The organism is Pedobacter sp. GW456-11-11-14-TSB4, assembly GCF_059424425.1.
Genome location: NZ_JBWKZK010000004.1, coordinates 348,733 through 370,040, shown reverse-complemented (window position 1 = coordinate 370,040; position 21,308 = coordinate 348,733). Strand labels below are relative to the sequence as shown.

The window sequence follows — 21,308 nt, the reverse complement described above, 5'->3', positions numbered from 1 at the left end:
ATTTTTATTTCGCTTTGCAACTACAGCCTCAATAAACGGAGGTAATAAATTGGTCCAGCGTGTTTGCCTTCTATTGCTTGAAATTTAACTCGGATGGTGTTTTTTCCTTTTAGCAATGCTTCTGGAATGGTATAATTTTCTTGAATGAAACCTTGTTTTGGAGGCTGGTTCTGGTGATCTATTGTTGCTAGTTTTTGATCATCGATATAAATCTCAAATTTTCTATTGCCAGATTCTGTAGCTAAATAACGAAGTAGTAGCGATAAATTAGTTTCGCCGTTGGTGGTAAGTTGATAACTGAAATAACCATTTTGATTGGCATCTCTCCAAAATTCATCGAAAGAGTTACCCGAGTTTGAATTTTTTTGTTGGATAAAATGATCAGCTTCTGGTTGTTGTTCGCCAGGAGCTACAAAATCTACCGTTCTTTTTTGCAAGTCGAGATTTTCACGTTCCATAATCGCTAAAGAATCTAAGCGTACTTTGTATTTTGATTCACTTAAAGTCATCCAATACATTTGATAACGAGCATCGTGAATTTTGTAGAAAGGCTCGAATACAATTTGATCAGTATTGATGAGCTTAATTGAACCTGAAGTGAATTGTAAAGGCGATCCCTTGATAGGGATTAATCCATTTGGTAAGTCAGCAACGTTATCGTTAATTACAATTGGCGCCTGATTAATCGCCAATTTTTTTCCACCGGCAATATGTCCCCAACGGCTATCTCCAGCAATTAAACCATTCAAATTTTCGGTACCCATTTTAGCACTTAGCAGGATAGGCCCATGCATAAATGCCAAATAATCTGGCAAGTTTGGTAATTGCTCCACCCGATTTTGCATTGGCAATTGAACATTTACAACATCACCTTTTTTCCATTGTCTATTGATGGCAACATAGGTTGATGGTTGGTTTTTGTGTGCGAATGCTTTGCCATTGACTAGGATTTTTAGCTCGTTAGCTTTTACCCAAGAAGGATAACGAATTTGTAAAGTAAATTTTCCAGCCCCATCTGTGATCAAAATTTTGGTCTGCTCTTCTTCCGGGAAATTTGTTTCTTGCTTAAGTTTTATTTTTTTCTCCTCCCAATTTAAAGTTGATGCTACAAAAAGGTTTACATACAATGAGTCTTTAGTATGCGTGTAAATAAACTGATTGTATTTGCCATGGTTTTCCATTCCGCTGCCTACACAACACCACATCGCTTGGTTTGGCGCAGAATATACACGGTAATGCCGAGGTCTTGCTGGTGTAAAATAAACATATCCACCATGTGTTGGATGTTGCGTAGAAAGAATATGGTTGTACATGGTTCGCTCATAATAATCTGCATATTTTGCCAACGGATTAAGTCTGAACAAATCTGCCGTTAGCTTGAGCATATTGTAAGAGTTGCAGGTTTCAGGTCCTTCCACATCGTTCACAAAATCAGCTGCAGCAGCTTTTGAGGGGAAAAATTCTCTTCGGCTGTTGCCGCCAAAAGCAAGAGAGCGGTTGTTGGTTACAGTTTCCCAGAAAAAACTTCCAGCATTAAGGTAGGTTGCATCCTTACTTAACTCGCCAATACGCTGAAAACCGACAACCTTTGGAACCTGGGTATTTGCATGTTTATTGTCTAAATTATCTCTGCCTGCAGCCATCGGATTTAAAAGCATTCGATGGGAAAATCTTTTTGCAGCAGTTAAATATTTTTGATCAGTTTTAATTTGATAAGCATCTGCAAAGATTTCATTCATTCCGCCGTATTCGGTGTCCAACATGGTTTCCATTTGCTGGTCGGTTAAAGAACTAGTGATATTTATCGCCCAATCGCAAAAATCAAGAAACATTTTTTTCGCTTCTTCATTTTTGGTGTAAATGTAAACATCCCTTAAACCTGCATAAGTTTTATGAATGTTATACCATGGTACCCAAGCAGCTCTAAACGCATTCATATCGCCTTTGGCAAAACCAGCCCATATTTTTTTACTGTTGGGTATAGCCCCAATGTAACCTTTGCCCCAACTTGCATTATTTATGGCATTGGCATCCTGACAGGCTTTAAGCTCTTGCAGCATATAATCCATTCGCTTTTTGCATTCGGCATTATTGGTTGCGCTGTAATTCATAGCCAAAGCGGTTAGGTAATGTCCACCAACGTGTCCATCTAAACCATCCCAATTAGGATATGATTTCGCTTTTACTGGAAGATTTGCTTCTCTTCGATAACCTGCTAGCATTCGATCTACATCATAAGCCAAAAGGGTTTTGATGTTTAAGTCTCTCGCATTTTTAAATGGACTGTTTAACAGCACAACATCTTTTGCCGGAAATTCATTTGGATACAACAAGTTTTGAGCTTTTGCAAAATTGATATTGAGCAAAAAATATAGCACAACAATTGATTTAAATGCTGCTTTTTTAAGGGCCGACTGTAATGAAAAGTTTAACATCTTATTTTTTATTAAATTTCCACCAATCAAAGTTTAATAAATCACCTCCGGAGCCACTAAACGTAAAATACAGGTCATGAACTCCTGATATTTTTGTATCAATTTTTACAGTTTGTGTTTGCCAAGTTTGTACATCGGCAGTTGGCTTTACCTGAAGTGTAGTAATTATTTCTCCTTTAGGATTATCTAAACGAATTTCAATATTTCCTGCTTTAACACTAGACACTCTCGCTTCAAATGATTTTGGTCCTTTTGCAAAGTCTACGTTTCTAACCTTAATATAATCTCCGTTATCAATATCGGTTACATACACGCCAATGTTTGGTGCAACAATTGTTTCTACGCCTTGTGCCCAAGCGATGGTTTCAGCTTGTGTAATTTGGTAAGGATTTAAAGTTTGCGCTGGTTTAACTCCGGCAACAGTATTTTCTATCCTCGGAATAGTACCATCAGGATTAAATTTAAATTCTTCTACCGCAACAGATCGATTAAAACCACCACCGCCTGGCAATGCGCCATTGTGGTAAAAGAAATAAGATTTGTCTTTGTAATCTATCAAGCCTGGGTGATTGGTAAATGCACCACCTTTTTGAATTACACGCATAATGGTGTCTTGATAAACCCAAGGCCCAGTTGGACTTTTGCTGGTAGAGTAGGCGAGGTGTTCAGGAACTCCGCCAGCAGCATATAATAGATAATATAAGTTTTTGCGTTTATGCAACCATGGTCCTTCTTCATAAGCCGATGGTCTTTTATCTGCCTCCTTAAAACGCACATTAAAACCTTCTTTATTCAATGGAACAGTAATCACATCACCACTAAATGAAATCATATCTTCGTTTAGTTTAATGTATTTTAAATAAGGATTACCCCAATACAAATAAGCCTGTCCGTCATCATCAATAAACACACTAGGGTCTATGTCTCCGTTTCCGCTGTGCAGCAATGGTTTACCTAATGCATCTGTAAATGGTCCGGTTGGCTTATCAGAAACTGCTACACCAATAGCCATACCCTTGCCATTTTTTTGGTTTACAGGTACGTACCAGTAAAATTTTCCATTGCGATAAGTGCATTGTCCGGCCCAAGCATCTTTATTTGCCCAGCTAAATGCTTTAAGCGATAAAGGAGTTCCGCGATCTGTCCAGTTCACCATGTCTACGGTAGAATATGCTTTCCAATCGAGCATGGTAAACCATGTCGATTTATCTTCATCGTGACCTGTATACAAAAAAACAGTGTCTTTATACACCATTGGCGCCGGATCTGCGGTGTAAACAGTTTGCACAATTGGGTTTTGCGCAAACACGGTAATTTTTAATCCTACGAATAAATTGAATAGAATTGATGACTTTTTAAAATCCATATCTATTTTGCAAATGTCCACCAATCCATATTGACTTCAGGTTTTTCAGCCCCTTTAATGGTGATAAAAAGATCTTGCACACCAACGGCACCATCAATTTTACAGCTTACGGTTTTCCAACTTTGGCCATTGCTTGTATTAGGAACCGTTAATTTACCAACTACTTTGCCAGTTGTGCTACCCAAACGTAATTCGATAGTATTGCCAGTGCCAATGCTTGCTACTGAGGCAGTAAATTTCTTCGCTCCCTTTGAGCCGAAATCAACGCCTTTAACTTTAATCCAATCGCCATTTTTAACGTTGGTTACGTTTAATCCGCCATTGCTGCAAGCTTCCGTTTTTACACCTTGTTGGGTATTCATGGTTTCGGCCTCTACACGTTCGTAAGGATTTAAATTACCAACTTGTGTAATGCCATCAGCAGTATAAGTAACTTGCTCTATGCTGCCATCAGGTTTGTAGTTTAATTTTTCAACGGCTAGATTTCTTTTAAATTCAGTAGGAATACCTAATCCGTAGGCTACTTTTCTATTGTGATACACATGATACCATTGCCCCTTAAGTTCAAAAATCCCTTGATGATTATTGTTATTGTTGTTTGGTGGTTGTGCGGCAACTATTCCTCCATAAGTAAAACCAGAAGTTGGGCTTTTGCTCGTCATGTAGTCGATACGCATTTGAGCTCTTGGATTGGTAGAGTACGAAAAATAATAAATCCCATTACGTTTGTGCATCCACGAAGCTTCAAAAAAAGCAGGAGCGGTGATGGTCATGGCTGGTCCATCAACACTAATCATATCTTTATTTAATTTTATTACCCTTACATTGCTTTCGCCATTGCCACCAAAGTACATATAAGCTTGGCCATCATCATCAATAAAAGTCATCGGATCAAATAACCACATGTTTTTAGCAGGCATAACACCTGGCGTTTCAGTAGCGACTAATTTTTTGCCGATTGGATCTTTAAACGGACCTGTAGGGCTTGTCGATGTGGCTACACCAATGCCATTTCCGCCATTTCCAAAATAGAGAAATATTTTACCATCTCTTTCAATTGCTGCTGGAGCCCAAGTTCTACCTGCCCATTCTACATCTCTTGGCGCTTCAAATACAACTCCATGATCTGTCCAATTTTTCATATCACTACTCGAAACACATACAATTGATTTCATTTTATAACCGCTGTCTTTTTCAGCAGAATTGTCGTCATCGTTAGAAGCGTATAAATATATTCTGCCATTATATACTAATGTGCCTGGATCTGCCAGATGGCGATAGCCCACAATAATATCATCTGCTAGGCTTATTTTGGAGGTGCAGAGCGATAAAACGAATAGAAAAATGGTAAGGATTGATTTGATGTTCATAAGATTTTATTTGGTTATAATTCAATCTTACTAAATTATAGAGATGACGATATTGGTTATAGTTGATATCGTCATTTTAACTAATACATTTGATTATTTGGCTACTTTACAGCAATTGTATTTTAATTCACAAAAACATTTATGGTATATATTTAAACAAAGAGCTCTATTGGTTTGCACATAATATGATAGTTTCGAATGCCGAGTATAAATTATTTAAATAGCAGAAAAACTATTCAAGTTGTATGAAAATTCTTAAAATCATTGCTATCCTTTTTTTTCTGATTGGTCCCAATCTGAGTGTTGATGCACAACAAGCTCAAAATCCTATCATATATGCGGATGTTCCAGATCTTTCAATGATTAGGGTAGGGAAAATCTATTACATGGCCAGTACCACCATGCACATGAACCCGGGCTTGCCGATTATGAAATCTACAGATTTAATTAATTGGAAGATAGTAAGTTATGCTTACGATACCCTCAATACTTCTGATGCATTATCACTCAACAATGGTAAAGTAGATTATGGAAGAGGTTCTTGGGCAAGTAGTTTGAGATACCATAAAGGAACTTATTATGCTACAACATTTTCTGGAACGACTGGTGAAACCTATATTTTTAGCACCAAGGATATTGAGAAAGGACCATGGAAAAGGACTTCATTTAAACCTTCTTTACATGATCATTCTTTATTTTTTGAAGATAATGGAAAGGCTTACATGGTTTATGGTGCCGGAAAAATCACTTTGGTAGAGTTAAATGATGATTTATCAGGTATTAAAAAAGACACCAAACCTAAAATCATTATTGAAAATGCTAGTCTGCCTGCAGGTACAAATATCAATTTGCAATCAGAAGGTTCTCAACTATTTAAGATTGATGGTAAATACTATATTTTTCACATCACTTGGCCTAGAAACGGAATGCGAACTGTGGTAATTCATCGTTCGGATAACTTGATGGGGCCTTACGAAGGTAAATTAGGCTTACAAGATTTAGGTGTTGCGCAAGGTGGATTAATTAGTACGCCAGAAGTAAATTGGTTTGCCTATCTCTTTAGGGATTACGGAGCTGTGGGTCGCATTCCTTATTTTGTGCCTGTAAAATGGGAGCAGGGTTGGCCAATCTTGGGTGTTAATGGTAAAGTTCCAGAAACGTTAAGCCTTCCTTTTAGCAATGGCTTAATCCCTGGTATAGTAGCTTCTGATGAGTTTAATCGTAAGAAAAGCGAGCCATTATTACCTTTAGTTTGGCAATGGAACCATAATCCAGATCATCAAAATTGGTCTGTAACTAAAAGACCTGGCTTTTTGCGGATTACCACATCAAGAATTGACACTTCAGTACTTCATGCGAAAAACACACTTACCCAACGAACTATCGGCCCACTATCCTCAGGCACAATTGCTATGGATATCTCCAATATGAAAATAGGGGATGTAGCAGGATTGATGTTATTGCAGAAAAATTTTGGTTGGGTTGGTGTAAAAAATACGGATGGTAAAAAAAGTATTGCAATGGCAACTGCACAAAACGGAACAATAATAGGGGAGGATATTCCAAGCAACATTAAAACGGTATATCTAAAAGCGAAATGCGACTTTACGAATCGAACTGATAAAGGCTATTTTTCTTACAGTTTGGATGGTGAAAATTGGAAGCCAATTGGCAAAACTTTGCAAATGTCGTACACGCTTCCACACTTTATGGGTTATCGTTTCGGATTATTTAATTACGCTACTTCCGAAGCTGGAGGTTTTGTAGATTTCGATTATTTTAGAATTGAAGCACAATAATTTGCCAATTTCAAAATTGAATGATGAGATATACCATAAAACTTTTTCTCGGTTTAAGCACCTGTTTATGTTTTAGCAGTTCGTTTTGCTATGCCCAACAAGAACAAAATAGATACAAACTTATTTATGATAAACCTAGTTCAAATTGGAACGAGGCACTTCCAATTGGAAATGGATTTTTAGGAGCCATGGTTTTTGGAGGAATGCAAACCGAACGGCTCCAGTTAAATGAAACTACAATTTGGGGTGGTGGACCAAACAATAACATTGATGCTGAGGCTAAACCATCTATTGATGAAGTTCGTAACCTCTTGGATCAAAAAAAATACCTAGAGGCACAAAATGTGGCTAATAAAAAGTTAGGGCCAAAAGGAAACAGCGGAATGCCTTATCAGTTGGCGGGCAATTTCTATCTCAATTTTCCAGAAGACCATAAAACTGCAAGTAATTACCAAAGAGATTTAGACATTGAAAATGCTGTTGCAACTGTCAGTTATACCGTTAATGGGATAAAATTTAAGAGAGAATATTTTACTTCTTTTACTAAAAATGTATTGGTAGCAAGGCTAACTGCAGATCGGCCTAAAATGATCAACTTTAAAGCAAATTTACAAAGTCCACTTTCGCAAAAGATTTATGTTGAAGGTTATGATCTTATTTTAGCGGGGAAAGGGAGCGACCATGAAAACCAAAAAGGCAAAATAAACTTTAATGTAATAGCAAGGGCAAATACCATTGGTGGTCAATTACATGTCGATAGCACAAGTATTATGGTTAAAGATGCAGATACTGCCGTGATTTTTATCGCGATAGCTACAAATTTTGTGAATTATAACGATTTAACGGCTACTCCATTAACTAAAGCATTACAAACTTTAAATCAAAGTTTTACCAACAAAGTTGATGAGCTATTCATCGAACATAAAGGTTTCTATAAAAAATATTTCGATCGGGTAAAACTCAATTTAGGCAGTACTGAGGCGGTAAAAAAGCCAACCAATATTCGAATTGAAGAGTTTGCAAAGGGAAATGATGCGCAACTGGCTGAACTTTATTTCCAGTTTGGTAGATATCTGCTGATTTGCTCATCGCAACCTGGCGGGCAACCAGCCAATTTACAAGGTATTTGGAATGGCGAATTGAAAGGGCCGTGGGACAGTAAATATACGGTGAATATCAATACGGAAATGAACTACTGGCCAAGCGAAGTAACACAATTATCGGAATTAAATGCGCCATTATTTAAAATGATTGAAGAGTTGGCTGTTACGGGTAAAGAATCAGCGAAGCAAATGTATGACGCAAGAGGTTGGATGCTGCATCACAATACTGACATTTGGCGAAGTACAGGAATTGTAGATGGTGCATTTTGGGGGCTTTGGCCAACTGCAAATGCTTGGCTAACCCAACATTTGTGGGAGCATTATTTGTACACTGGAGATCAAGAATTTCTATCAAAATATTATCCCATCATGAAATCTGCTGCTCAGTATTTTATGGATGTGTTGCAAAAAAGTCCTAGTCACAATTGGTTAGTAGTTTCTCCATCTGTTTCTCCAGAGCATGAATACATTGGCGGTAAAATAGCTGTATCAGTTACCGATGGTGCTACAATGGATAATCAATTGGTGTTTGATTTATTTAGCAATACAGCAAAAGCAGCGAGCGAATTAAAGATAGACCCTGCTTTTATTGATAGTTTAAATCTTTATAAAAATCAATTGCCACCTATGAAAATTGGTAAACATGGGCAATTGCAAGAATGGTTAGCTGATTTTGATTCGCCAACAGATCAACATCGCCACGTTTCTCATTTGTACGGATTGTTTCCAAGTAATCAAATTTCAGTATTCAGAAACCCTAAGTTATTCGCTGCAGCCAAAAATTCCATGTTACATAGAGGCGATGTTTCTACAGGTTGGTCTATGGCATGGAAAATAAACCTTTGGGCCAGATTGCTAGATGGAAACCATGCCTATAAATTAATTACCGATCAGATTAAACCTGTAGCGCAACAATCTGGAGGTACTTATCCTAATTTGTTTGATGCCCATCCACCATTTCAAATAGATGGAAATTTTGGTTGTACAGCCGGCATTTCTGAGATGCTAATGCAAAGTCATGATGGTGCTATTTATCTACTTCCTGCATTGCCCGATGCATGGCCTAATGGAAAAGTTGAAGGCTTGGTAGCACGTGGAGGATTTAAAATTGATGTGGAGTGGAAGAATAAGAAGGTTAGCAAGTTGGTCATTTATTCTACTTTAGGCGGAAACTGCCGAATCAGGGCCAATCAGCCAATTGAAAATAAACAGTTGAAAAATGCCAACGGCGATAATAAAAATGTATTAAACTATTTTGCACAAATAAAAGAACCTTTAATCGGACCTGCGGCACCTGAGCTTTCAGGCTTCGTTCCCAAAACTTATGTATATGATCTTAAAACAAAGCCAGGTAAAACTTACACCATCATCGAAAATAATTAAAACTAAAAATGCTATGATTAAAAAAACTTTCCATTTGTTAACTGCACTTTTGCTTTGCTTTGGTGCTACGCGTGCCCAAACTGGGCAAGCTCCTGTGGGTTTTGATGAAATTAATCCGAATATCCCCCATGGAAAATTGGATACCATTACTTATGATTCAAAAACGGTCGGTACCAAACGCCATGCAGTCGTGTATCTTCCTCCTAATTACAATAAGCAAAAAAAATATCCAGTACTTTATCTTTTACATGGCATTGGTGGCGATGAGTTTGAGTGGCTAAATCAAGGCAGGCCTGAACGAATACTCGATAATTTGTATGCACAAAAGAAAGTTAAGGATATGATTGTAGTGTTGCCGAATGGAAGAGCGATGGAAAATGATCGTGCTACTGGTGACATTATGGCAAAAGATAAAGTGGCAGCTTTTGCAAATTTCGAAGGGGATTTATTAAAAGATCTTATTCCTTTTATAGAAAAAAATTATCCAGTTATTAGCAAAAGAGAGAGCCGTGCTTTGGCAGGCTTGTCTATGGGCGGTGGTCAATCGCTTAACTTCGGGTTGGGTAATTTAGATACATTTGCTTGGGTTGGCGGATTTTCATCGGCTCCTAATACCAAGATGCCAGAACAATTGCTGCCGAACCCAGCAGCGGCAAAAGATAAAATTAAGCTATTGTGGATTTCTTGCGGAGACGAAGACAGACTTTTAAATATAAGCGAACGCACTAGAGATTATATGATTGCACATAATGTGCCACACATTTACTTCAAGGAACCTGGGAAACACGATTTTAAAGTTTGGAAAAATGATTTATATCTTTTAGCTCAACTTTTGTTTGTAGAGAAATAGATTTTCTTTTTATGCTATGAGGGATATTTCATCCATGTAAATTTAATATTGAATGTTAAAATTACATGGATGTTTTTTTGATAATTTATTTTACGGCAACACCCTTTGTTGTTTGAATGATTTTCTGAATTGTTCCATCTGCATTGTAAAACATTTCATCAATACAGATTGATCTTCTATAACTTCCGCCAGTTGGCAAAACACCATTGTGGTAAAACAAATAGCTTTTGCCTTTGTAATCTAAAACAGCGGGATGTGTTGTAAAACTATTTGGTACGTTTTCTTGAATAATCCCTTGATAGATCCATGGTCCTGTAATGCTTTTTGCAGTGCAATACTCTATCATTTCTGGCTTGGTGCCTTTGCTAGCATACAGTAGATAATATAAATCTTTTCTTTTGTAAACCCACGGACCTTCGATGTAGTTTTTAGGATTGAAAGTGGTGATATCTCCATCAATTTCGGTCATGTTGCTTTTCAATTTAACCCATCTACAACTTCCATTTCCCCAAAACATGTAAGCCTGTCCATCATCATCAATCATCACCGTTGGGTCTATGTCATCCCACGCATGTGGCAAATCCTTTGTCATTTCATTTACAATAAGCGCTTTACCAATTGCATCTTTATAGGGTCCGGTTGGATGATTTGCAACTGCAACTCCAATAGCTGCACCACCATTACTCGCTCCATTTTTTTTATGAAATGTAGATACAAACCAATAAAATTTGCCATTGCGTTCTATGCATTGTGAAGCATAAGCATCGCCTTCGGCCCATGAAAAAGTTTTTGGTGATAACAATGCTCCATATCCTTTCCAATTAACCAAATCTGTTGATGAAAAAACATGCCAATCGGGCATTTTATAATTGGTTGCTGTTACTGAAGCGGTATCATGACTGGTAAAAAGAAAAACAGTATCTCTATAAATAACAGGAGCAGGATCTGCAGTAAAAATATTTTTGATGATTGGGTTTTGTGCTTTTGCAAAAACACAACTTATTAGCATAAATGCAATTAAAATAATTTTATTCATTTCTGTTTTTTAAGGATGAACGATTGTCTTTTTATCTGTTGCAATAAGTTGTCTGCTAAAAGCTTGCACCATCGTTTCGAAATTAAATTTTGTAGCTTTTACACCTTAATTTTTAGCTGTTTTGTCAGTCTGAGCGTAGTCGAAGACCTTTTTAATGCGCTTGGACTACGCTCAAGCGTGACAGTTTATAAAATTGAATTCGGCTTGATTTTAATGAAAATGATTGATGAGACAACCTCAGTATTGTGTTTATTTTTTATCTTAAATTTATTAGGTACGAGTTAAAAGCTCGCACCAGCAAGCGGCCAGATTTGGAGTTAACATCCTCGCCAACTTATTAAAAAATCTAACTTAACATTAAGCCCTATTATTTAGTCATTGGTTCAATCAGTTGGATACTTCCGTCGCTGTTACGTTTCAATTCGGTTACTTTTACATTTCTCAAATGCGTTTTTCCAGACAATTCTGTGTCGTGATAAAAAATATACCATTTACCTTTAATCTCAACAATTGAATGGTGTGTTGTCCATCCTTGTACAGGGTTCATAAAAGTACCTTGATAAATAAATGGCCCGTAAGGATTATCGCTTGTGGCATAAGCCAAATAATGCGTGTCGCCGGTTGAATAAGTAAAGTAATATTTGCCATTATATTTATGCATCCAAGCGCCTTCAAAAAAGCGTCTATCGTGATCTTTAGTTAACAATGGTTTTCCTTGTTTATCTAAAATCTGCACGTCTTTCACTTCACCGTCAAATGACAACATATCGCCACTCATTTTTGCCACTTTTGCACTTAAAGCAGGTTCATTTTCTTTTTGTGAATCCGTTTTAGAACCATTAGCATCATATTTACCATCTTTCCAACGCTGTAGTTGTCCGCCCCAAATACCGCCAAAGTACATATAAGTGTTGCCATCTGTATCTGTAAACATAGCAGGATCAATACTTAAACTCCCTTTTATTGGCTCTTTTTCTGCTTTAAATGGACCAACTGGGTTTTTAGAAGTCGCTACCCCAATTCTAAAAACATCATACTTATCTTTTACTGGAAAATAAAGGTAGTAAGTGCCGTTTTTATAAGCAGCATCTGGCGCCCAAAGTTGGCGGCCCGCCCAAGGTATATCTTTAATGCTTAAAGCAACTTCATGTTTAGTGACCTTTCCGCCAATGCTATCCATGCTTAAAATATGGTAATCTCTCATGTCAAAATGGTCGCCATTGTCATTCTCTGGTGTTCCAGCTTCCACATCGTGAGATGGATAAATATAAATTTTACCATTAAATACCCTAGCAGATGGATCTGCAGTATAAATTTCTGAAATTAATGGTGCCGAAAGATATTTGGATGTTGTTGTGGTATCAGCAGTTTTTTTTGCTGTTTTATTTGCAGATTGTTGGCATGAGCTTGCAATGCCTAAACTCATTATTGATGCGAACAACGTTAAAGTTTTAATCTCTTTGATCATATTTTTTTGATATTTGGTTTTAAATTATGCTATAATTAAGACGCTTTCTAGCACATCTATAACTACAGTTTCATCATCTATTATTAAAATTGATTACTTCCCAGTAAGCTTTTTTAGGTTTTAATTGAGTGTCGAAAAGTAATGGATAGTTTTTTCGGCCTGGAACTGGATATGAGTCCAACCAGGTACGGCGATCAGAAATATTCCAAAAAGTTACGTTGGTAACTACATCTTTGTATTTTCTAAAAACATCAAAAACCATTTTATATTTTGCAATTTGTTGTGCTTCTAGCTCGCTTGTAAACTCATCAGATTCACCTTGGCGTTTGGCACGTCTATTTTTCTCCCATGGATAAATAGAAATATCTAATTCTGTGAACTGAATTTTAAGTCCCAAAGACGAGTACCTCTCAATTGCCGTTACCAATTCTTTTTCAGTGGGTTCATAAATAGACCAATGCGCTTGTAAACCTACTCCATCAATTGGTACACCTTTATCTTTTAGGCTTTTTAGAAGTTTGTATAGTCTTTCTCTTTTTTCGGGGCGTTCTGTATTATAATCATTGTAATAAAGTTTTGCACTTGGATCTGCAGCATGTGCATATTCAAAGGCTTTTGCAATGAAGTCTTCACCACAGATTTGATACCATTTCGAATTTCTCAGGTATTTTGTAGAATCATCATCAATGGCTTCATTAACTACGTCCCAAGCGTAAATCTTTCCCTTATATCTCCCAACAATAGTGTCTATGTGTGTTTTTAATCGTTGTAATAAAACATCTTTGCTAACATCTTTACCATTTTTATCTACAAAAAACCATGATGGTGCTTGTTCATGCCAACAAAGATTGTGGCCACGTATGCCAATATTGTTTTTCGTTCCAAAATTTACAATAGAATCGGCTGTAGCCCAGTTAAATTTTCCTTCAACAGGTTGCATCATCTCCATTTTCATGTCGTTTTCTGCGGTAATGCTATTGAAGTGCTTTTTAATAAGCGCTGCCTCATCGCCAGCAAGATTTCTTTTAGCAACTGCAACACCAACAGAAAAATAATTTTTATAGGGATCTTTCAGTCCGCGATTGTCGCTTTCGTAATTGGCTGCAGATTGTTTGCTTTTACAAGACCCTAGGCAGATGGCTAAAAGTAACAGCATAATGCCGCTGATTATTTTGATTTCTTTTTGCATTTAATAGGTGTTTGTTTGTGTTGGTATTAGGCAGTAAAATGAGATTTGTAAATAAATGCCCATTTCTAGTATCAATTGTAGGGATGAATCATTCTTTGTTTTTTAATGTACCTAAGAGTGAAAGCATTTTCTCTCCGTAACGTTTACCAAGCATTCGATATCCTTCTGCAGAAAAATGAAGGTTGTCTGGTCCATCTGGGCAGCCTGCAGAAGAGATTACATGAGCTGTAGGAATAGTTTCTGGTAAAGTTGCGATGATGCTGTTCATGCTTGCACAAACACCACCCTGATCTGCATTTACAACTTCGCCAGCTAATAAAGGTACAGATTGTGCTTTTAGGCTTAGGTCGGCCAGCAAATTCTCATAAACACCTTTGACTTTCGTCGGCCAAGTTTTATCTCCAGTGTTTGATTCGCCTTGATGCATTAAGATGCCTTTGATTACTCCGCTTTTTTGAGCAATTTTTGCCATTTCAACCAAACGAGCATAAGGGTTACCATTATAATCTGCAAGCATACCTTTCATCCAATCTGGTGCAGTTGCTGTGTAAGATTGATAATTATTTTTATCAAATAGCTCGATTTTGCAGCCGCCTACAGCCACATTTATAACACCAATTTTTATATGATCAGGCAAATTTGCTACGAGTGTTCTGCCAAAATAATCTACTGGACCAAGTCCTGTTTTACATCGGGTTAATGGCGGAACAGCAGTATACCAGTTGCCTTTTTCACGATTTAATTCAGTGCAATTAACAGCTTCCAAAACACGAAATCTTTCATCAACTGATAAGGTATCTTGTGCTTCGAATTTAGCTGCACCCTCCATATTCGATTGACCAAAGGCTAAGAAAATATAAAAATTAGGATCTTGAGAAAATGAAGGTAAACTTGCCAACAATAATGCTGTGCAAATTAAAAATGCTCGTAGTTTGTTCATAGATAATAGATTTATTTGGTCGCAAATTTCCACCAATCAATTTTAAGCGGGTTGGTTCCGCTGCCTTTTACAACAATAAATAGATCACGTTTTCCGGTAACTTTTTCATCAAGGTTAGCGCTTATAGATTTAAAGTTTTTAGTGTCAGCAGTATTTAATGTGCCTATCAATTGTCCTGTTTCGCTACCTAATCTTAATTCAAGGTTGGAGCCGTTGCCAACAACATTTGCTGTAAATTTCTTTGCGCCTTTTAATCCGAAATCTACTCCACTAATTTTAATCCAATCTCCGTCTCTTAAACCTGTTACATTCATCCCGCTGTTGCGGCAAACTTCGGTTTCAACGCCTTTTTGTGCCGACATGGTTTCAGCCTCAACTCTGTTGAAAGGATTTATACCTTCAATTTGCTGAACGCCATTTGCAGTATAAACAACTTGTTCAATTGTGCCATCTGCTTTATGATTTAATGTTTCGATGCCTAAGTTTCGTTTAAACTCCGTAGGTATTCCCAGTTTATTTGAAATAGTTCTGTTGTGAAAAGCATGATACCATTGACCTTTAAATTCGAAAATAGCTTGATGATTATTGTTGTTATTATTGGCTGGCTGGCCAGCAATAACCCCCGCATAAGTAAAGCCTGAGGTTGGGCTCTTGCTTGTCATATAATCAATTCGCATTTGTGCTTTCGGGTTTGATGAGTAGGAGAAATAATAAGTTCCTTTGTACTTATGCAACCAAGACGCCTCAAAATAAGATTTTGCAGTTAGTGTAATTGCAGGTCCATTTACGCTAATCATATCTTCATTAAGTTTAATTACCCGCACGTTACTTTCTCCGTTACCACCAAAATACATGTAAGCTTGCCCATCATCGTCAATAAATGTCATTGGATCGAATAGCCACATGTTTTGTGCCGGCATAACACCAGGCGTATTCATACTGATCAACTCTTTGCCAATTGGATCCTTAAATGGGCCAATCGGATTCGTAGAATTCACTACTCCGATTCCTAGATCGCCATTGCCGAAGTACATAAATATTTTGCCATTTCGAGCTATAACACCAGGTGCCCAAGTTTTAGTAGCCCATTTTGCATCTCTTGGTACTTGGAAAACTACACCATGGTCTGTCCAATTTTTCATATCACTACTCGATACACATACGATAGATTTCATGATATAACCACTGTTCTTTTCCATGGTATTGTCATCATCATTAGAAGCATATAAATACACACGCCCATTATATACCAGAGAAGCAGGATCAGCCAGATGCCGATAGCCCACAATTACTTCATCAGCCTTTGCATTATTAGTAGTAATATTTATCAATGCTATAAGAAGAATAGCGCAAAAAGATTTCATGCTCATCGTTAGAATTTAATTACTTCGTAGTATGCTTTTTTAGGCTTAAGTTCTGTGTCAAAAAGTAGAGGGAAATTTTTTCTACCTCTGCCATCAAGCCAAGTATATTTGTCAGAAAGATTCCAAAAAGTTACACCTGTGATGTGTTTTTTATGTTTTCTAAATACTTCAAAAATCATTTTATACTTTTCTAACTGGCTCTGTTCCATTTCAGGTGTAAAAACGGCTTGCTCTTTGGCTTTCTCGCCAGCAATAAGCTGTCCGCCTTGCCTACCAGAATATACTGAAATATCAAGCTCGGTAAACTGAATTTGAAGCCCAAGTGAAGAGAACATTTCGATTGATTTTTCCAACTCTTCGCGACTAGGATTATTGATAGACCAATGCGCTTGAAGCCCAACGCCATGAACTGGTACTCCTTTAGCTAACAGACCTTTTAGCATTTTATATATTTTATCTCTTTTTGCAGGCGTTTCAGTATTGTAGTCGTTATAAAAAAGTATAGCATTTGGGTCAGCAGCATGTGCATATCTAAAAGCTTGCTCTACAAAATCTTCTCCAGCAATATTGTAAAGTGGCGATTTTCTAAAATAGGAGGTGTCATCAGCAATAACCTCATTAACTACATCCCAGGCGTAAATTTTACCCTTGTAACGCGGTACAACTGTGTTGATATGGTTTTTAATCCTGGCAAGCAGCAATTCTTTCGAAATAGTTTCACCTGCAGTATCTCTAAAAAGCCATCTTGGTGTTTGGGCATGCCATACTAAACAATGTCCTCTTACCTTTAATTTGTTTTTCACACCAAAGTCAACAATCGAATCAGCATTAGTCCAGTAGTATCTATTTTCACCTGGTTGCAATGGGCCCATTTTCATTGCATTTTCTGCAGTTATGCTATTAAAATGCTCAAGTATTAATGATCTTTCAGCACCTCTAGTGTCATTCGGTGTTACAGCAACACCAATAGGGAAATAATTCTTATAAAAATCTTTAAGTCCAGTTGGTTTTTTAAATCCACTAAATAAGTAAGAGCTAATACAAAGGGCCATCAGCACTAATGCTGGTCTAATTATTTTCACGTTCATAATTTGGTCAGATGAATTCATCATCATGGTCGCTAAATTATTAACAAGAGCGATTTTTGGATAGTTTATTTCATCATTTTTACTATCACATTTGAATATTTGTATTAAATCAAACGTTAAAAGTTCATAATTTTAACAATTAAGGTTCATTAAAGTAACAAACTAAAGATTTTCATTTGCAAATTTGAACTAGTAATTTCTCAAGGTTTAATAATCATCAAACAATTAGAATTGCCATACCCAACTTTTTGATTAATAATAGAGGTAATTTTACATTTGACTTCTCACTACAAATGCTACCGTCTAAAAAAATGATTTAGTTTTTTTTAATTAAAAAATTAACTAATTTAACTTCATGAAAAAGATCATGTTAACTATTGCTGCGGTTGTTTTTGCATTAACAACGTTTGCACAAAAAACACTACCGCAAATTAAAACAGGTACTACATTATCTTGTAGTGCATTTGTTCAAGGGCAAGAATTTCCATTACAACTTTCGGTAAAAAGTATGGATGGTCCTGTTGCCATCGCTTGGTCTGTCGATGGTTATGGAGAAGGCACTTTTGAGATGTCAAAAAAAGCTGTAGATAGCGCAAGCAAAATGCTAGTCGTAACACAACCTGCAACTGGAGCAACTAAACTAAATGATGATGAAACATTTGGATTAATATCTAAATCTGCTTATAACGCATTAATAGGCAATAAGGAATTTAGTTACAGTGGGATGAAGTTTAAATTGAAATCGCCAGCAGCTGCATTTAAAGTTGGTGGCAAAGAAATGGATGTAACCCACGTAGTAAGTGATAAAGGTACTATAGAATTATGGATTTTAAATAACCCAAATTTCCCTCTTATATTACAGTCTTCTGGTATGCCAACAGATATTGTTGTTATGGATATAAAATGATTTTTATCACTTTGTGTAAAAATATAGAGCCCGAAAGGGCTTTTTTAATTTGTAAGCCGTATTTTTGCAGCAATTAATTATCGTGTTTTAGTGGTTCGACCATTAATCACACCCTTTTGCATATATGGAAACTAATAAAACAGCAATTTTCGATACCGTAGCTCAACGCTTAAAAATAGAAGGATTTAACATTATCAATCGTGATGAAACCCGTCCTTGGGGTGGTTTTTTTGTAATTGATGAAGCGCAAGCACAACAATTTGCAGATACCTATTTTGATGGATTGGATGTAGATAGCCTTAAAATTGGCGGTAAATTGAGCCCAAAAATTTTAATTGTTGCGCCAAATACACGTTTATCTTGGCAATATCACCACCGTAGAGCTGAAATTTGGCAAGTAGTTACTGGTACGGTAGGTATTAAAACAAGCAATACCGATGAAGAAGGCGAGGTAAAAGAATATCATCCAACAAATCAGATCAAGTTACAACAAGGTGAGCGCCATCGCCTTATTGGTTTAGCAGATTGGGGCGTTGTTGCAGAAATTTGGCAACATACCTATGCTAACAACCCTTCAGACGAGAGCGATATTGTTCGCGTTCAAGATGATTTTGGTAGATAAAAACATATTTACGTCACTTATTTCAATTTCCGTAACGAATTAAAACTCAAGCAGTCTAAAATTCGTTACTACAGTACACACAATCTTACATGATCATTTTAATCTTTTTTTTAGCCCACTGGTTTTTATCCCTTTTTAGTCAAACATTCTTTTTGCACAGATACTCATCACATAAGATGTTTAAAATGGAGCCATTCTGGGAAAAATTCTTCTACCTTATTTTATTAATTTCTCAAGGCTCATCCTTCTTAAATCCAAGAGCTTACGCAATATTGCACAGAATGCACCATGCATATAGCGATACTGAGAAAGATCCTCACTCACCACATTTTTTTAAAGATGTATTTGGGATGATGATTGCTACAAAAAACATGTACATGAATTACCTTAAGCACAAAATTGAGCCAGAACCGGCTTTTAGAGGTAATTATCCAGAATGGCCTTTAATTGATAGAATTGGAGATTCGTGGATTTGGAGAATTTCTTGTGGAATTTTTTACATCGGTTTTTATATTGCTTTTGCAGAATACTGGTGGATGTTTTTATTATTGCCAATCCATTTTTTAATGGGGCCTTTGCATGGAGCAATTGTGAATTGGTGCGGACATAAATACGGTTATTCAAACCACGATAACGAAGACCATAGCAGAAACTCTTTACCTTGGGATTTTCTTTTAATGGGAGAATTGTTTCAAAATAATCACCACAAAAAACCAAATAGTCCTAATTTTGCAACTAAATGGTGGGAGTTTGATCCAACCTATCCGATGATGAAAGTTTTGCATTGGATGCGAATAATTAGAATTAGAAAGGTTTAAACACTTTTTTAACATAGATATAAAGGCTGGTATTTAACTAGCCTTTTTTTATAATAAAGGTTTTGTTGAGTTGAAAAGCAAACCGCTACCAATATTAACACTACACCTTCTTTCCGCTAAATCTTTTACACGCTTCGCTTTGTAAAAGGATATCGCTTCAAAAAGGTTTATAAACAAAATTTTTGTGCAGCTATTTTAAGTTGCAAGTTCCAGGTTTTTATTTTGCAAAATCAAAACTTCGCCTACTCTTTTTTCGTTTATTGCATTAACTTAGTTCAATAAACCTGATTGAAACGAAAATCTCCCGATCCTTCTCGGGAATTGTAGTGTAAAGCAGGGCTAACATTGCCATTAGCACCAATTGGCTTTTCAAAAAAAGATATGATTACCTCATTAAAAATAATATTCACCGCGATTTTTGTTTGGGTTACCTACATTGTTATTACTACTAGTTTAGAAAGTTCGCTATTTAAAGAATGGGATTTTTTAGCTTCTATACCGTGGATGAGAGCCACTTTGTGGGATTTTTATGCCAATATTTTCATTATCGCATTATGGATGTTTTACAAAGAAAAATCTATGTTTCTTAAAATCGTATGGGTTATATTATTCGTATGTTTAGGTGCTATTGCCACTAGTGCATATGTTTTGCTAAAACTGTTTAAACTTAAAAACGGTGAAGGTTTAAAAGAATTGCTTGCAAATAGTTAAAAACTAATTATTCAATAATTAAAATGGATTATAAACATCTACTATTGATTGCTCTCGTATCGCTTATTGCCTGTTGCACCATTATGTTTTTGGTATGGCTTTGGGCAAAAAAAATAAAAAATGCTGGTGTTGTTGATGTTTTTTGGGCACTTAATTTTCCAGTAATCACTATTATCACTTTTATAATGGCCGAAGGTTTTGAAACTCGAAAGCTATTAATTTGTGGTATGTTTTTAATTGCCGAATTGCGTTTAGGCTACCATTTGTGGCGAAGGGTAATTGGTCATTTGCATGAAGAAGAAGGTAGGTATGTGCAGTTGCGTAAAGAATGGGGAAATGATGCCGATCGTAATTTTGCAATATTTTTTCAGTTTCAGGCTATATCTAATGTAATATTGGCTATACCTTTTTTCATTATCACGGCCAACCCACATCCAGAAATTTCTATTTTAGAATATGTAGGATTAGGCATTTGGATAATTGCATTTTTTGGTGAGATGATTGCCGATAATCAGTTAGCTGCATTTAAAAAAGACCCAAATAATAAAGGCAAAGTTTGCGATACTGGTTTATGGTATTACAGCAGGCATCCGAACTATTTTTTTGAGTGGCTAACTTGGATGGCATATTTTATATTTGCGCTTGCCACACCTTGGGGCATTTTGGCGATTATTAGTCCGGTAGTAATTTTATACTTATTACTAAGAGTTACCGGTGTGCCAAATAACGAAGAACAAAACCTACGCAGTAAGCCTGTAGCTTATAAAAAATACCAAGAAACAACTAGTGCTTTTTTCCCGTGGGCAAAAAAAGTTCGGAGTTGATTGTTTTGAGTTGATAGTACCTACCCGACGCAATA

The 21,308-nt window shown here is 36.5% G+C and carries 17 protein-coding genes; 8 read left to right on the top strand and 9 right to left on the bottom strand.

Annotation, left to right across the window (positions count from 1 at the left end; genetic code table 11):
• Window positions 1-20 precede the first annotated feature (20 nt).
• Genes AC07XU_RS15470 through AC07XU_RS15460 form a run of 3 tightly spaced genes read right to left on the bottom strand, consistent with a single transcriptional unit; the run spans window position 21 to window position 5,171 of the window.
• Entirely contained in the window at window positions 21-2,435 is a 2,415-nt protein-coding gene (locus tag AC07XU_RS15470) for a glycoside hydrolase family 127 protein (protein ID WP_494944545.1), read from the bottom strand.
• A gap of 1 nt (window position 2,436) precedes the next feature.
• Window positions 2,437-3,801, bottom strand: a complete 1,365-nt coding sequence (locus AC07XU_RS15465; protein WP_494944544.1) for a glycoside hydrolase family 43 protein — start codon at window positions 3,799-3,801, stop codon at window positions 2,437-2,439.
• Window positions 3,802-3,803: 2 nt separating this feature from the next.
• Entirely contained in the window at window positions 3,804-5,171 is a 1,368-nt protein-coding gene (locus AC07XU_RS15460) for a glycoside hydrolase family 43 protein (RefSeq protein WP_494944543.1), read from the bottom strand.
• A 245-nt stretch (window positions 5,172-5,416) separates the two neighbouring features.
• On the opposite strand from AC07XU_RS15460, the gene AC07XU_RS15455 reads away from it, so the two are divergent.
• From AC07XU_RS15455 to AC07XU_RS15445, 3 genes are read left to right on the top strand one after another with little or no spacing between them, the layout of a single operon-like run.
• The gene (locus tag AC07XU_RS15455) at window positions 5,417-6,970 is read left to right on the top strand and encodes a glycoside hydrolase family 43 protein (protein ID WP_494944542.1); all 1,554 of its coding nucleotides are present in this window, start codon (window positions 5,417-5,419) and stop codon (window positions 6,968-6,970) included.
• Between the two features lie 23 nt (window positions 6,971-6,993).
• Entirely contained in the window at window positions 6,994-9,456 is a 2,463-nt protein-coding gene (locus tag AC07XU_RS15450; protein WP_494944541.1) for a glycoside hydrolase family 95 protein, read from the top strand.
• A gap of 13 nt (window positions 9,457-9,469) precedes the next feature.
• Window positions 9,470-10,306 carry an alpha/beta hydrolase gene (locus tag AC07XU_RS15445; protein WP_494944540.1) on the top strand — a complete coding sequence of 279 codons (837 nt, stop codon included), beginning with the start codon at window positions 9,470-9,472 and terminating at the stop codon, window positions 10,304-10,306.
• 85 nt (window positions 10,307-10,391) lie between these two features.
• Here the strand turns inward: AC07XU_RS15445 and AC07XU_RS15440 are convergent, their stop codons facing one another.
• From AC07XU_RS15440 to AC07XU_RS15415, 6 genes are all read right to left on the bottom strand, one after another.
• A complete protein-coding gene (locus tag AC07XU_RS15440; RefSeq protein WP_494944539.1) occupies window positions 10,392-11,342 on the bottom strand; it encodes a glycoside hydrolase family 43 protein in 951 nt (316 codons plus the stop codon).
• 367 nt (window positions 11,343-11,709) lie between these two features.
• The gene (locus AC07XU_RS15435; protein ID WP_494944538.1) at window positions 11,710-12,810 is read right to left on the bottom strand and encodes a glycoside hydrolase family 43 protein; all 1,101 of its coding nucleotides are present in this window, start codon (window positions 12,808-12,810) and stop codon (window positions 11,710-11,712) included.
• Between the two features lie 73 nt (window positions 12,811-12,883).
• Window positions 12,884-13,999, bottom strand: coding sequence for an endo-1,4-beta-xylanase (locus tag AC07XU_RS15430; RefSeq protein WP_494944537.1), 1,116 nt, complete (start codon window positions 13,997-13,999; stop codon window positions 12,884-12,886).
• Between the two features lie 88 nt (window positions 14,000-14,087).
• On the bottom strand, window positions 14,088-14,939 hold the full coding sequence (locus AC07XU_RS15425) for a sialate O-acetylesterase (protein WP_494944536.1): 852 nt from the start codon (window positions 14,937-14,939) through the stop codon (window positions 14,088-14,090).
• A gap of 11 nt (window positions 14,940-14,950) precedes the next feature.
• The gene (locus AC07XU_RS15420) at window positions 14,951-16,303 is read right to left on the bottom strand and encodes a glycoside hydrolase family 43 protein (protein ID WP_494944535.1); all 1,353 of its coding nucleotides are present in this window, start codon (window positions 16,301-16,303) and stop codon (window positions 14,951-14,953) included.
• A gap of 8 nt (window positions 16,304-16,311) precedes the next feature.
• Entirely contained in the window at window positions 16,312-17,391 is a 1,080-nt protein-coding gene (locus AC07XU_RS15415; protein WP_494944534.1) for an endo-1,4-beta-xylanase, read from the bottom strand.
• A 355-nt stretch (window positions 17,392-17,746) separates the two neighbouring features.
• On the opposite strand from AC07XU_RS15415, the gene AC07XU_RS15410 reads away from it, so the two are divergent.
• From AC07XU_RS15410 to AC07XU_RS15390, 5 genes are all read left to right on the top strand, one after another.
• Window positions 17,747-18,298, top strand: a complete 552-nt coding sequence (locus AC07XU_RS15410; RefSeq protein WP_494944533.1) for a hypothetical protein — start codon at window positions 17,747-17,749, stop codon at window positions 18,296-18,298.
• A 124-nt stretch (window positions 18,299-18,422) separates the two neighbouring features.
• The gene (locus AC07XU_RS15405) at window positions 18,423-18,920 is read left to right on the top strand and encodes a cupin domain-containing protein (protein ID WP_494944532.1); all 498 of its coding nucleotides are present in this window, start codon (window positions 18,423-18,425) and stop codon (window positions 18,918-18,920) included.
• 89 nt (window positions 18,921-19,009) lie between these two features.
• Entirely contained in the window at window positions 19,010-19,738 is a 729-nt protein-coding gene (locus AC07XU_RS15400) for an acyl-CoA desaturase (protein ID WP_494944531.1), read from the top strand.
• A 381-nt stretch (window positions 19,739-20,119) separates the two neighbouring features.
• A complete protein-coding gene (locus tag AC07XU_RS15395; RefSeq protein WP_494944530.1) occupies window positions 20,120-20,449 on the top strand; it encodes a DUF1475 family protein in 330 nt (109 codons plus the stop codon).
• Window positions 20,450-20,493: 44 nt separating this feature from the next.
• Window positions 20,494-21,273, top strand: coding sequence for a DUF1295 domain-containing protein (locus AC07XU_RS15390; RefSeq protein ID WP_494944529.1), 780 nt, complete (start codon window positions 20,494-20,496; stop codon window positions 21,271-21,273).
• Window positions 21,274-21,308 lie beyond the last annotated feature (35 nt).